Source organism: Kordiimonas lacus, assembly GCF_001550055.1.
Lineage (GTDB): Bacteria > Pseudomonadota > Alphaproteobacteria > Sphingomonadales > Kordiimonadaceae > Kordiimonas > Kordiimonas lacus.
On the sequence record NZ_LRUA01000006.1, the window covers coordinates 41,172 to 54,936 of the forward strand.

Below are 13,765 nucleotides of genomic sequence, written 5' to 3' on the forward strand. Positions count from 1 at the left end.
AATGACGACAGTTTCCAAAGCAATGCATGGCCGCGTGGCGGTGCTGACGGTGGACAATCCGCCGGTGAATGCCCTGTCGCACAGTGTGCGCGAGGGGCTGGCAAACCAGATGACGGCACTTGCCGGGGATGACGGCGTTGATGCCATCGTCATTGCCTGTGCAGGTCGCACCTTCATTGCTGGCGCAGACATTCGCGAATTTGGCGCGCCACCCAAGGAGCCCCACCTGCCTGATGTGGTGAACCAGATTGAAGCCATGGAAAAGCCCGTTGTTGCTGCTATCCATGGCACCGCACTGGGTGGCGGCCTTGAAGTGGCGCTGAGTTGCCATTACCGCGTGGCCGTGGAAAGTGCCAAGATCGGTCTGCCAGAAGTGCACCTGGGCATCCTGCCGGGCGCGGGCGGCACCCAGCGCCTGCCGCGCATCGCGGGCCCCGCAAACGCCATTGATGCGATCCTCAGCGGTCGCCATGTGAAGGCGCGCGAGGCACTGAAGTGGGGCGTGATTGATGAGATAACAGACGGTGACTTGGTTGAGGCCGCGATCGCCACCGCAGAAAAAGCCGTTGGAAAACCGCCACGCCGCACCGGCGAGATTGAAATCGACGGGGACGCCTTCGGGCCTGAGTTTTTTGCTGGCGTCCGCAAGTCTGTCGCCAAGCAAACCCGCGGCTACTTCGCACCAGAACGCTGCATCCAGTGTGTGGAAGCAGCCGTGTCCCTGCCGCTGGCGGAAGGGCTGAAGCGCGAGCGTGAACTGTTCCAGGAATGCGCAAAGAACCCGCAGGCCAAGGCGCTGCAGCATATGTTCTTCGCAGATCGCCAGGTCAGCCGCATTCCGGGCATCACCAAGGAAACCCCGCGCCGCGACATCAAGCGTGTAGGCATCATCGGTGCCGGTACCATGGGTGGTGGTATTGCCATGAATTTCGCCAATGTGGGCATCCCTGTGACGATCCTTGAGGTGCAGCAGGAGGCACTGGACCGTGGCCTGGGCGTTGTGCGCAAGAATTACGAGCGTTCGGCCGCCAAGGGCAAGCTGACTGCAGAGCAGGTTGAAGGCCTGATGGGCCAGTTTACCGGTACGCTCAGCTATGATGATCTGTCGGATTGCGACCTGATCATTGAGGCCGTTTTCGAGACAATGGAAATCAAGAAGAAGGTGTTCGGCGAACTGGACCGTGTGGCCAAGCCTGGCGCGATCCTGGCCAGTAACACCTCCTATCTCGATATCGACGAAATCGCTGCATCCACCAGCCGTCCGGCTGATGTGCTGGGCCTGCACTTCTTCTCGCCAGCCAATGTGATGCGGCTGCTGGAGATCGTTCGGGCTGAGATAACGGCTGACGATGTGCTGGCCACCTGTGTGGATTTGGCGAAGGCTATCCGCAAGGTGGGCGTGGTGGCGGGCGTGTGCCACGGTTTCATTGGCAACCGCATGCTGTCGCCTTATGGCCGCGAGGCGTCGCTGGCGGTAATCGAAGGCGCGAAGCCTGAAGAAGTGGATGCTGCGCTCTATAATTTCGGCATGCCCATGGGGCCGATGACCATGTCCGACATGGCGGGCGTTGATATTGGATACCTGAACCGCCAAGGCATGGGGCGCGAGAATTACGAGACCAAGGCCTATGACTGGGTCGACCGGCTGGTTGAGCAGGGCCGCAAGGGCCTGAAGGTTGGCAAGGGCATCTACAGGTATGCCGAAGGCGACCGCACCCCACAGCCTGATCCTGAGGTCATGAAGGTTATCGAAGAAGAAAGCGCTAAACTGGGTATCGAGCGCAAGCCGATCCCAGCGGAGGATATTGTGGAGCGTTGCATGATGGCGCTGATCAATGAAGGTGCGAAAATCCTGGGCGAAGGCAAGGCTTACCGGGCCAGCGACATCGATGTGGTCTATGTGAACGGCTATGGCTTCCCGCGCTACCGTGGCGGACCAATGCATTATGCCGATACGATCGGCCTGAAGAATGTCTACGCCAAAATTATGGAATTCCAGGAGAAATTCGGCCCGCGCTGGTGGCAGCCTGCACCGCTTCTGAAAGAACTTGCCGAAGCCGGTAAAAGCTTCGCCGATTATGACCGCGAAAACGCGGGTTAAGGGAGAGTATGATGAGCAACGATTATCTGAACGGTCTTTTCAGCCTTGAAGGCCAGGTGGCCCTGGTGGCTGGCGCGTCTTCCGGCATTGGTGCTGAGTTTGCCCAGGCGCTGGCTCGGGCCGGTGCTGACGTGGTGCTGTGCGCCCGCCGGGTTGACCGCATCGAAGAATTGGCCAAGGAGATCGCCAAGGAAACCGGCCGCAAGACGCTTGCCTTGTCGATGGATGTAAAAGACGCGGCGAGTGTCGAAGCTGCTTTCACCGACGCGGCCGAACAGCTTGGCACGCCCACAGTTGTGTGCGCGAACGCAGGTGTTGGGCACATGGTGCCAGCGCTTGAGGAAACCGAAGAGCAGTGGGATCACATGCTGGACACCAACCTCAAGGGCATGTGGCGCGTGGGCAAAACTGCTGCCAAGCATATGATCAGCGCTGGCCTGAAGGGCAGCATTATCAACACCGCGTCCATCCTGGGGCTTGGGGTCTCCAACCAGCATCTGAGCTATGCGACCAGTAAGGCAGGCGTGGTGCAGATGACCCGCGCGATGGCGCTTGAGTGGCAGCGGTACGGCATTCGTGTGAACGCCTTGTGCCCAGGCTTCTTCGTAACCGAGATCAACGAGGAAGGCCTGAATACGGAGCGCGGCCTGCAGATGCTGAAGGCCACGCCGGCCCGGCGTGCGGGCGAGCTTGCGGAACTGGTGCCTCCGATGCTGATGCTGGCTAGCCCCGCTTCAAGCTTCACAACAGGTGTGGCGCTACCGGTTGATGGAGCCCATTCGGTAAAGCTTGTGCCATAACGCAGGCACCATTCTGGAATGCAAAAGCCCGGCCTAGCGCCGGGCTTTTTTTATGGGCAAAAGAAAACGGGGGCGAAAGGCCCCCGTTCCCAAACGATTGAATGTTGGTTTGCCTACCAGCGAGTGGAAAGACCGATACCGAACACGCGCGGTGCGTTCACAAAGCCCGTGTTGTTGTTGAAGTCGATCACGCCCTTGAGGTTCGTTTCATTGGTGATGTTGCGGCCGAAGATGGAAACTTCGTGCTGCAGCTCTTCACCGAAGCGGTAACCCATGCGGGCACCCAGTTCGAACGTGCCGCTGGTGGAGAACTCAGCTGTATCATAGAGCAGCATGTTGGTGTCGCCCTGAAGCGCATAGTCAGCGAAGATGAAGAATTCGCCGTCACCCATCATGCGATGATAGTCAGCCGTGAAGTTCACAGTCCAGTCTGGTGCCTGTGGCAGCGGATTGCCGTCAACAATCGCGAAACCGTCGTCATCGATCGGGTCAAGCGGCGTACACTGGCCGGAACCACAAGTTGGTACGCGCAGGCCGGTATCGTTGATCTGGGTGTTGGCATAACCAAGGCCTGCCGTGATAGTCAGGTTCTCGGATGCCAGCCACTCGATGTCAGTCTCAAAGCCGTAGCCGATTACTTCGTCAACGCTTACGAGTTGCACGCTGTTGGTAGCACCACCAACCGCAGTTACCTGCAGGTCGGATACGTCATAGTAGAAGACAGCACCATTCCAGCGCAGGCGGTTCTCAGCGAGAGTCGCCTTGAAGCCTGCCTCGTAGGACATGATGGTTTCTTCCTTGGCGGTGGTTGGTACGCCGAAGAAGGCTACGTCACGGCCCTGAATGGTTGGCGCGCGGAAACCGGAAGCTACGCGGGCATAGATGGATACATCGTCATTCAGCACGTGGTTGACAGCTGCATCCCAGCTTACGCGGTCGCCTTCAAGCTCAACAGTGTCAAGCTGTGCGCCGAATGCGCCAGAATAAGCATCAGCTGTCTTTTCGTCGTCGGTGTAACGCATACCCACGGTGATGGTGGTGTCTGCTGTTACGTCATAGCTGACCTGACCAAAGAGCGCCCAAGTGGTGTTCTGGTGACGAACAGTCGAATCCGGCACGAAAAACGGCGTAGTGCGCACAGTGAAGTCGCTATCGAAGAAGAAGAAGCCAACCTGATAGAAGAGCTGATCGCTTGCTTGCTGGGACAGGCGCAGTTCCTGCGTGATCTGGTCCAGGTCATCGATATGGTCTTGGGTCGTGCTTTGGAACGGAATGAAGCCTGGGCCATCCGGGTTACCGCCGTCGATATCGCCAAGGCTGGAGCCGTTGGTGGTCTCATAAGCAGTGATGGAGGTCAGGGTCATTTCATTGTCGAAGTCTTTGACCATCTTCAGAGATGCACCCCAGCTGTCATATTCCTGTGGGTTGCCATGGTCATCACCGAAGTAAACTTCATCACGGTCAAAGTTGCCGTTGATGTCGTTGCTGCCAGTTGTCAGGATGTTCGCGCGGAACAGCGAGCTTGTGCCCGTCAGGCTACGGAAATGGATATTCCCCAGAGCGCTGAAGGTGTCAGTTGGCTCAAACAAGACCTGTGCACGGCCGGCGAATTCTTCAAAGCCGCCAAGGGCATCGTCTTCGCCAAGGTAAGCATTGTCGATATGGTCATCACGGCGGCTGTAAAGCATGGATACGCGGGCAGACAGTTTGTCACTGATGCCGCCACCCTGTGCGAATTCAAACGAGCCTGTGCCGTACGAGCCGTAGCTTGCAGACAGGTAGCCTTCAGCTTCCTGGGTCGGCTTGCGTGTGTCGAACTTGATGATGCCAGCTGGCGTGTTGCGACCAAACAGAGTGCCTTGTGGGCCACGCAGTACTTCAACGCGCTCCACGTCGAAAAGCGGGAAGCTTTTCAGGATTACGTTTTCCTGAACAACTTCGTCGACAACAACAGATACCGGCTGGGAAGCTGCGAGGTCGAAGTCAGTGTTGCCGAGACCGCGGATGTAGAAGCGTGGCGCTACACGACCGTTGGATGATTCAGCGTTCAGGCCAGGTACGCGGCTTGAGAGCAGGCGAATGTCTTCGCCGCCAGCGGCGAACGTGTTGATCTTGTCGCCGCTCAGCGCGGAGATAGAGATCGGAACGTCTTGGAGGCTCTGTTCCCGCTTTTGGGCGGTCACGACGATTTCTTCGAGCACGAAATCGCTCGATGCGCTCTGGGCATTGGCGCCAACGGAGAGCGCCAGCGCAGAACAGCCCGCGATCAGGCATGCGCTATGGTTGAACCAAGTGTTTTTCATGGTGAATTTCCTCATTCGAAGTACGCAGCTTCTTTTTTATAAGCAACTTTGGGAAACGCGTGATGCCATCGGTGCCGGGCATCTGATTTGGATAATGCGTCCAAAGCCTTAGTTTGCATACGCTGGACCTGATGAGAATGATTTTTCATCAGTCGCTTCACAACAATACTGACCAAGAAGTCAAAGTGTTGCAGATAAGCAACCAAATGGGCGTGGCATTTATGCAAATCGATATAAAAAATGATGCTGAGTACCCTCCCTGTTTTCCTCGTTTGACGGATTACTCATAACTTTGTCGGGATATTCAATATCATATTGTCGACAATTTAACATCACTTTCATCAACTATTCTGTGACAGGCCGGGGATGCGTGACATATTGGTGTGAAAATACAGTGGCGCTTGATTGCGCTTATAGGACTGGATAGGGTGCTGGTATGATTTTCGAGAATAGATTGACAGAAGGCCGCCTGATCAAGCGCTACAAGCGTTTCCTGGCGGACGTGGAGTTGCCGGACGGCAGCGTGGTGGTCGCGCACTGTGCGAACTCGGGCTCAATGCTGGGGTGCAAGGAGCCCGGCAGCCGGGTTTACCTGTCCCCCAACACCAACCCCAAGGCCAAGTTGGACTGGCGCTGGGAAATGGTGGAGGTGGACGGCCATCTGGTGGGTATCAACACCAGCCACCCCAACAAGCTGGCGGAAGAAGCCATCCTGGGTGGTGTGATACCGGAACTTTCGGGCTATGCCAGCCTCAGGCGCGAAGTGAAATACGGCCAGAACAGCCGGATCGATATACTGCTGGAGGAGCCAGAAAAGACAGGTGCAGCAAACCAGTGTTTTGTCGAAGTGAAGAATGTGACATTGCGCGTTGGGAATGATGCCCAGTTCCCCGATGCGGTGACCGCGCGAGGCACAAAGCACCTTCGTGAGCTGATGGATATGGTGGCGGAAGGCCACCGGGCCGTGATGCTATACCTTGTGCAGCGCGGTGATTGCTTGTCTTTTGCGCCTGCGACGGATATTGATCCCACCTATGCGGCGACGCTTAAGGAAGCCATTGAGGCGGGCGTTGAAACTTTGTGTTATGTTTGTGATCTGTCGACTGACGGCATCCGGGTGGACCGCCCGATGTCCCTTGGCTTCTAAGTCAGGACAGTGATCGAAGCGGGAATTTGACAATGAATTATGTAGATGCGGTTGATGTGCCCGAAGCACGCACCGGTGCAATCAAGATCCACGGCCCTGAGGCCTTTGAGGGCATGCGTGCGGCCGGCAAGCTGGCAGCCGAGACGCTGGATTATATAACGCCACACGTGAAAGCGGGCATCACCACGGAAGAGCTGGACCGACTGTGCCACGAATTCATTCTGGACAATAACGCCATTCCGGCGCCGCTGAATTATCGCGGTTTTCCGAAATCAATCTGCACGTCGATCAACCACGTCATCTGCCACGGCATCCCGGGGCCGAAAAAGCTGAAGGAAGGCGACAGCCTGAACATTGACGTAACGGTGATCCTGGACGGCTGGTTCGGTGACACAAGCCGCATGTTCTTCGTGGGCAAGCCGAAACTGCTGCCTCAGCGCCTGTGCCAGGTGACGTTCGAAGCACTTTGGAAGGGCATTGAGGCCGTGAAACCAGGTGCGCGCCTGGGCGATATTGGTCATGCAATTCAGACGCATGTTGAGGCCCACCGCTACAGTGTGGTGCGGGATTTCTGCGGCCACGGTATCGGCCGGGTGTTCCATGACGAGCCCAGCGTGATGCATTTCGGCAAGCCGGGCACGGGCCCTGAGCTGCGCCCTGGCATGTTCTTCACCATTGAACCCATGGTCAATGCTGGCAAGCCCGGATCCAAGATTTTGGCGGATGGTTGGACCGCGGTAACCCGCGACAAAACGCTGTCGATGCAGTTCGAGCACACACTGGCCGTCACAGATGATGGCTATGAAGTCTTCACCAAGTCGCCAAAAGGCTGGTTTTGCCCGCCTTATGATGGCGTGGATTAGACAGGGGCCGGATGGGGGAAACGGACAACAGGGATCACGTCAAGGGCCACAGGGCCAGGCTTCGGGAACGCTTCCTGAGGGGCGGACCTGACGCGCTTGCGGACTATGAGCTTCTTGAGCTGATCCTGTTTCTGGGTATTCCCCGACGCGATGTTAAACCTCTGGCCAAAGACCTGATCGCCCGTTTCGGAAGTTACGCAGCTGTGCTGAGTGCCGATGTGGACAAGCTGCGTACCATGAAGGGGCTGGGGGAGACCGCGATTGCTGCCATTAAAGCTGTGCAGGCTTCCGCGCTTCACCTGACCCGGGCTGAGGCCACAGGCAAGCCTGTGATGAGCAACTGGGCGGCGGTGCAGGGGTACTTGCAGGGTGCCATGGGCAATATCCCGCGTGAACAGTTCCGCCTCATGTTCCTGGACCGCAAGAATGCGTTGATCGCCGATGAGGTCCTGAGCGACGGTACCATCGACCGCACGGCCGTTTATACGCGGGAAGTTGTCCGTCGTGGCCTTGAACTTGAAGCCGGCGCCCTTATACTTGTTCATAACCATCCGTCGGGCGACCCGGCACCCAGCCACGCGGATGTTCAGATGACGAAGGAAATTTCAGACGCCTGCAGGCGCGTTGGCATCAAGGTTCACGACCATATCATTGTCGGGAAAACAGGGCAGGCAAGTTTTAAGGATTTGGGGTTATTGTAGGCACCGGCACGACAAGAATGGCTGGAAAGCCCCCGTTTAAGGAAGTTTGATGTATTGGGAACAAGTACAGTCCACTCGCAAGGAATTAGAGGAAGACCTGCCGGTTTCGGCAAAGGTAGTCCTTATGTCCGCGAACGGCAAGGCGCTGGTAATGCGCAAGTCCAGCGGCCTCTTTGACCTGCCTGGCGGCAAGGTGGAAACCGGAGAAGACCTTTTCAAAGCGCTGAAGCGTGAGGTGAAGGAAGAGGCCGGTCTGAAGGCCAAGACCTTCGAATTTGTTTCCAGTTGGGTCAAGCATCATCCAACGCTTGGCGACCGGCTTGTGCTGGTATTCACGGCCCAGTTGCCGGACAAAGCCAAGGATATTGAAATCACGCTGTCGGACGAGCACAGATGGGCTAAATTCAAAGGTCCCAAGGGCATTGCGAAAATCGCCGATATTCCACCAGGATATGCCAATGCCCTGCATATCTGTTTCCTGCGGGCGGGCAAGATCAAACCGTGATTGAGATCGAGCGTAAATTTCTGGTGCGGCCCGGTATTCTGGACCTCAAGGACGGGAAAGAGATTGCCCAGTGGTACATTATGCGTGGGGAAGGGCGATCCTTGCGCGTGCGCCGCTATGAGGGCGGCTATGTGATGACGGTCAAGATCGGCAAAGGCATTGCCCGTCAGGAGATCGAGCGAAAGCTTTCGAACGCCGAAGCTCTGAGCATGATCGACAATGCGCTTGAGGAACCGGTGCGGAAAACCCGCCACAGCATCAAGTCAGGCAAGCATATATGGTCGGTTGATGTGTTCCAGGGGGCGAACGAGGGCCTATGGCTGGCAGAGATAGAACTGCAGGCGAAGGACGAGTATTTCGAGCGCCCGGCCTGGATCGGCAAGGAAGTTTCGGGCGATGCCTGCTTCCAGAATGCAAACCTGGCCCGAAACCCCATTTCAAAGTGGCGCAGTGACTTTATCGCGGTCCTGAACGGCGATTAGTTGCCGTGGCGCGCTGCGATCTCCTTTAGCCGCGCGTCAATCTCATCCCTGCTGTACCAGCGGCCTGCGGCCATCACACCTGCCTGCTTGGTGATATTCATGATGTCTGCGCGTGGGTCTGCGTCCAGCAGGATCAGATCAGCGCGGGCGCCTGCCTTGATCACACCGAACGTGTCTTTGTCTTTCAGATAGTCCCCAGCGGCTTTGGTGCCGATGTGGAGAATCTGTTCGGCGCTCATGCCACCTGCGACCATCTCTTCAATTTCCCGCCACACGGAAAAGCCAGGCACAGAGAAGGTCTGGGGCGCGTCGCTGCCCATGGCTACATGGGCGCCCGCATCCGCAAAGGCTTTCAAGAGCTTCCGGCGATTTTCCACCACCATGGCACTGCGGCGCACTGACCGGGCGGTCTGTTCCCACCGCGCGAGCATGGCCTTGTCCACATAGGCGGTCTCGGGACGGGCAAGCAGGGCGCTGACCTCATCTTCTGGCAGGGTCGGGTCTTCATCCGCACCTGCATAAAAGGTGTTGAACAGGGCCTGTGTGGGCACGACCCAGGCGCCGGAGGCGAGTGTTTTGTCCACTGCCTTCTGGATATCTTCCGCCGTCAGTGGGCGCTCGTAGCCGCCAAGCCACTGCAGGTAGCCGTCCATGTGGTCGATGGAGATCTGGCCGGCATCCAAACTGTGCTCGATCCCCACGTCGGCGGACACATGGCCGCCGAACGGGTAGCCAAGGGCATTCGCCGTGGCGGCGATGGCATCATATTCTTCAAGGGAAAGGCCACCATGCAGCTTTTGCAGGTCCCAGCCCGCGGCGGCATATTGTTTGGTCTTCTGGATGGCTTCCTCAACCGAGGTGACGCTGCGGCCATTCAGGCTGGGCGCCGCCAGATAAAGTGTTGGGCCAGCAATTTCGCCGAGTTCAATTTTCTGGCGCAGGTCAAACTGCACAGGGTCCCCCAGCATACCGCGCACGGTGGTGACACCGCCCGCCAGATAGAGGAACAGCGTGTCTTCCGTGCGGTCCTTGTCCCAGCCCGAGGCGGGCAGGTGGCCGTGCATTTCTGCGAGGCCCGGGATCAGATATTTACCGGTGCCATCTATGATACGTGGCGCGCCATGCAGGGAAGGGGCTTTGTCAGCAGTCCCAATATGCCTGATGCGCTCGCCGACAATGGTAACGACAACACCCTCTTGGACCGTCGATTGATCCATAGAGATCACTGTGACATTTTCAATTCGAATATTTTCCGCCGATGAATTGGCGGCAAAACCAAGAATGCAGAATATGGCTGTTATGAAACGCATCTAACCCTCCCGATAATGCGGCGCTGATATGCTCAGCGCGCATGGCCTACGTGTCAAGGAAACTTGCGATAAGCCGTGCTTTCTGATAGGTGACGGCAGATTTTGTTTTAGCCCATTGCCCGTGAGGAGCGCGCCCCATGATCCCTCGTTATTCCCGCAAGCAAATGACCGACATTTGGGAAGCGGAAAACCGGTTCCGTATCTGGTTCGAGATCGAAGCCCACGCCTGTGATGCCAACGCCAAGCTTGGCCGTATTCCTGAAGCCGCAGCCAAGGCTGTGTGGGAGCGCGGCAAGTTCGAGGTTGAGCGTATCGACGAGATCGAGCGCGAAGTGAAGCACGACGTGATTGCGTTCCTGACGAACCTTGCGGAGCATGTGGGTGACGAAGCGCGTTTCGTGCACCAGGGCATGACCTCATCCGACGTTCTGGATACCTGCCTCAGTGTTCAGCTGATGCAGGCTGCGGACATCATCATCGATGACCTTGAGAAGCTGCTGGTTGTCCTGAAACGCCGCGCGGAAGAGCACAAATATACCGTTTGCATCGGCCGTAGCCACGGCATCCATGCCGAGCCGGTCACCTTCGGCCTCAAGATGGCGCAGGCCTATGCCGAGTTTGACCGCTGCCTTGAGCGCATGAAAATGGCGCGCAAGGAAGTGGCAACCTGTGCGATCTCGGGTGCGGTGGGCACCTTCGCCAACATTGACCCGTTCGTGGAAGAATATGTGGCTGAAAAAATGGGCCTCGAGATCGAGCCCGTGTCCACGCAGGTGATCCCGCGCGACCGCCACGCCATGTATTTCTCCGTCCTCGGGGTGATCGCAAGCTGTATCGAGCGCCTGGCCGTGGAAGTGCGCCACCTGCAGCGCACCGAAGTTCTGGAAGCCCAGGAGTATTTCTCCAAAGGCCAGAAGGGCTCGTCGGCTATGCCGCACAAGAAAAACCCGATTCTGACCGAAAACCTGACCGGCCAGGCGCGCTACATTCGCGCGATGGCAATCCCGGCCATGGAAAATGTGGCGCTGTGGCACGAGCGGGATATCTCCCACTCAAGCGTTGAGCGCTATATTGGCCCGGACGCGACTGTTGCGCTGGACTTCAGCCTCGCTCGCCTCACCAACGTGATGGACCAGCTGCTGGTGTATCCAGAGAATATGCTGGATAACATGAACAAGATGGGCGGTCTGCCGAACAGCCAGCGCGTGCTTCTTGAGCTGACGCAGGCTGGTGTAAGCCGTGAGGATGCCTACCGTCTGGTGCAGGCGAATGCCATGAAGGTTTGGGACAGCCGCGGCGAACTGCAGCTTCTTGACCTCCTGAAGGCCGATAAGATCGTCACAGCCAAGGTTTCTGAAGCCGAGCTGGATGAGCTCTTCAACATGGATTATCACACCAAGCATGTTGACACGATTTTCAAGCGTGTGTTTGGCGAATAGCCTCTAACGCGCTGAAAGTAATGCGAAAAGGCGCCTCTTTATGGAGGCGCTTTTTTTGTGTTTGGGGAGATTTTAGGCATGGGAAATTGCCGTAAAATCGTTGCCTGCGGGCGCCTTTCATGTCAGCTTTGAGGCGGGAAGAAAATGAGGTGGGGCTATATGTTGTCAATGGCTGACTTGAACGCGACAGGGCTTGAAGGGGTGATCCTGACGCAACTGTCTAAGCCTCAATCACAATTCACCCGGGAACTTTATGACCTTTGGAAGGAGCTCAAGGGCGAACAGGAAATGCCGTCCAAAAGCGATTTCAAGCCGGAGCGGATGAAGGCCTACCTGCCCAATCTCTATATTGTCGACATCATCGACGGCGGTGCCGATTATCGGTTGCGGCTGATTGGGACGGCGCTGACGCAGATGGTGGGGCGCGACATGACGGGCCACCTGATCAGCGCAGTACCGGAAACTCAGTGGCGCGGGCGCATCTACGACACGGTGGTGCGTGAACGGGCGCCGGTTGGGTATTTGTCCCAACTGGGGCGGCCTGGCGGGCCTGCGGTCACCACAGAAAATATCGTCCTTCCGGCACTCGATATGGAGGGCGAGTTTTCGGAACTTGTCTGCGCCTCTGTTCTGGTGAAAGGGCCATGAGCAAGCAACCGGACATAAGCGGGAATTTCCCCTTCGGGGAGGTTGGTCAGCCGACAGAGGAGCTGAGCGAGCCGCGCCTTAAGTCTGCCAAGGAAATCCATGATCTATGGCTGTCGAAGCTGGACGGTCGGGACATGCCGCGGAAGTCCGATATACGACCATCTGAAATGAAATCTTTCCTGACAAATGTGTATATCGTGGATGTGCTGGACAGTGGCAAGGATTTCAGAATTCGTCTGTTCGGCACTGGTGTTTCAGACATGCTCAAGCAGGATTTCACCGGTGTAACCTTGTCAGAAACCCCGCCTGAACTGCATTGGCGCGGCGATGTTTATCGGCTGGCGTATGAGCGCCGGGCGCCGGTTTTCTATCTTTTCGAGCTGATCCCGTTCGGCCGGGAGCATGTGATTACGGAGAATGTGCTGCTGCCGCTCGCGAACGAGCAGGGCGAATTCGCCCACCTCCTGTGCCTGTCGGTTGAAGCCTCGCGCCGCAGAGACCAATAGCGTTACTCGTTCAGGCCCTTCAGGAAAATCCGCAGCGCCATCATGTAAAACTCCTCATTGTCGCCCATGGTGGCGTGGCCTGCGCCTGGGACGATCACTGTTTTGGCGTTCGGGATCATGCCTGCGAACCTGCGGCAGCTTTTCGGGGCAGCTTCGTCATACTCACCGCAGATCATCAGCGTCGGCACCTTGACCGTGGGTAGTTGCGGGCTGATGTCATAATCCTTCAGTGTGCCGGGCGCGAAAAATTCGGTCGGGCCCCACATGGTTTCATACATGACCGGGTTCCAGTTTGGGCCGTCCACGCGGTAGCGGCTGTTGCGGCAGCCTTCCGTGCGGCACATGTGCCGGGCATAGAAGGCGGCTTCCGCGGCGCGGTAATCCGGATGGTTGGTGGTGCCCTCAGCCTCATGCTTGCGAATGGTCGCTGCCGTCTCAGGCGGTAACTGGTCGATCCATTCCTGATTATCTGCGATCCATTGGCGTGTTGAGATTAGCGGGCTCGACAGGATCGCGGCCTTCAGGCCTTCCGGATTCCTGACAGCATATTCAGCCGCCAATGTGCCGCCCCAGCTGTGGCCCGCGATAATCACGTCATCAAGCCCTAGCGCCGCGCGGATATGGTCAATCTCCGCCACAAACCGCTCCACGCGCCAGTTTTCCGGATTGTTCGGGCGTTCGGAATTACCGGTGCCCAGCTGGTCATAAAGGATCACAGGGAATTCGTCCGCCAGCGCCACATAGGGCATGTTGCCCCGGTGGGTGCCGCCGGGGCCGCCGTGCATGACAATGATCGCCGGGCGCTTGCCCAGGTGCTCGCGCCCATTCAAGCGGTACCAGACCTTGCCGCCGTCCACTTGAATATAGCCCGCGATTTCCGGGTCCTGGTGGGCCTGGGCGGGCAGGGTGAGGAGGGACAGGGCGATCAGGGCAGCGAGAGCGAGGCGAAGCATCATGAGG

Annotated in this window: 13 protein-coding genes; 10 read left to right on the plus strand and 3 right to left on the minus strand. The window is 57.5% G+C overall.

The features are described 5' to 3' along the window. Position 1: 1 nt before the first annotated feature. Positions 2-2,101: a 3-hydroxyacyl-CoA dehydrogenase NAD-binding domain-containing protein gene (locus KORLAC_RS08310; RefSeq protein ID WP_068305372.1), complete on the plus strand. Its 2,100-nt coding sequence runs from the start codon at positions 2-4 to the stop codon at positions 2,099-2,101. Between the two features lie 11 nt (positions 2,102-2,112). Further along, positions 2,113-2,901 (plus strand): SDR family NAD(P)-dependent oxidoreductase, encoded by a 789-nt coding sequence (locus tag KORLAC_RS08315; RefSeq protein ID WP_068305375.1) that lies wholly within the window; start codon positions 2,113-2,115, stop codon positions 2,899-2,901. Between the two features lie 113 nt (positions 2,902-3,014). Here the strand turns inward: KORLAC_RS08315 and KORLAC_RS08320 are convergent, their stop codons facing one another. Then, positions 3,015-5,204, minus strand: coding sequence for a TonB-dependent receptor (locus KORLAC_RS08320; protein WP_068305379.1), 2,190 nt, complete (start codon positions 5,202-5,204; stop codon positions 3,015-3,017). Between the two features lie 436 nt (positions 5,205-5,640). Between KORLAC_RS08320 and sfsA the strand changes: the two genes are divergently transcribed. From sfsA to KORLAC_RS08345, 5 genes are read left to right on the plus strand one after another with little or no spacing between them, the layout of a single operon-like run. Then, positions 5,641-6,351 (plus strand): DNA/RNA nuclease SfsA, encoded by a 711-nt coding sequence (sfsA, locus tag KORLAC_RS08325; protein WP_068305381.1) that lies wholly within the window; start codon positions 5,641-5,643, stop codon positions 6,349-6,351. 32 nt (positions 6,352-6,383) lie between these two features. After that, on the plus strand, positions 6,384-7,214 hold the full coding sequence (gene map, locus KORLAC_RS08330) for a type I methionyl aminopeptidase (protein ID WP_068305383.1): 831 nt from the start codon (positions 6,384-6,386) through the stop codon (positions 7,212-7,214). Between the two features lie 11 nt (positions 7,215-7,225). Further along, complete coding sequence (gene radC, locus KORLAC_RS08335; protein WP_068305385.1) at positions 7,226-7,915, plus strand: RadC family protein; 690 nt, start codon at positions 7,226-7,228, stop codon at positions 7,913-7,915. A gap of 49 nt (positions 7,916-7,964) precedes the next feature. Then, positions 7,965-8,420 (plus strand): NUDIX domain-containing protein, encoded by a 456-nt coding sequence (locus tag KORLAC_RS08340; protein ID WP_068305386.1) that lies wholly within the window; start codon positions 7,965-7,967, stop codon positions 8,418-8,420. Continuing rightward, positions 8,417-8,902 (plus strand): CYTH domain-containing protein, encoded by a 486-nt coding sequence (locus KORLAC_RS08345; protein WP_068305388.1) that lies wholly within the window; start codon positions 8,417-8,419, stop codon positions 8,900-8,902. The genes KORLAC_RS08340 and KORLAC_RS08345 overlap by 4 nt, the downstream gene beginning before the upstream one ends. Here KORLAC_RS08345 and KORLAC_RS08350 read toward each other — a convergent pair. Beyond that, entirely contained in the window at positions 8,899-10,212 is a 1,314-nt protein-coding gene (locus KORLAC_RS08350; protein WP_068305390.1) for an amidohydrolase family protein, read from the minus strand. The genes KORLAC_RS08345 and KORLAC_RS08350 overlap by 4 nt on opposite strands. 137 nt (positions 10,213-10,349) lie before the next feature. On the opposite strand from KORLAC_RS08350, the gene purB reads away from it, so the two are divergent. From purB to KORLAC_RS08365, 3 genes are all read left to right on the plus strand, one after another. Further along, positions 10,350-11,651, plus strand: a complete 1,302-nt coding sequence (gene purB, locus KORLAC_RS08355; protein ID WP_068305392.1) for an adenylosuccinate lyase — start codon at positions 10,350-10,352, stop codon at positions 11,649-11,651. A gap of 168 nt (positions 11,652-11,819) precedes the next feature. Further along, on the plus strand, positions 11,820-12,299 hold the full coding sequence (locus KORLAC_RS08360) for a PAS domain-containing protein (RefSeq protein ID WP_160328618.1): 480 nt from the start codon (positions 11,820-11,822) through the stop codon (positions 12,297-12,299). Beyond that, entirely contained in the window at positions 12,296-12,805 is a 510-nt protein-coding gene (locus tag KORLAC_RS08365; protein WP_068305396.1) for a PAS domain-containing protein, read from the plus strand. The genes KORLAC_RS08360 and KORLAC_RS08365 overlap by 4 nt, the downstream gene beginning before the upstream one ends. A 2-nt stretch (positions 12,806-12,807) precedes the next feature. On the opposite strand, the gene KORLAC_RS08370 is transcribed toward KORLAC_RS08365, so the two are convergent. Then, on the minus strand, positions 12,808-13,761 hold the full coding sequence (locus tag KORLAC_RS08370) for a proline iminopeptidase-family hydrolase (protein WP_241493391.1): 954 nt from the start codon (positions 13,759-13,761) through the stop codon (positions 12,808-12,810). Positions 13,762-13,765: the final 4 nt, after the last annotated feature.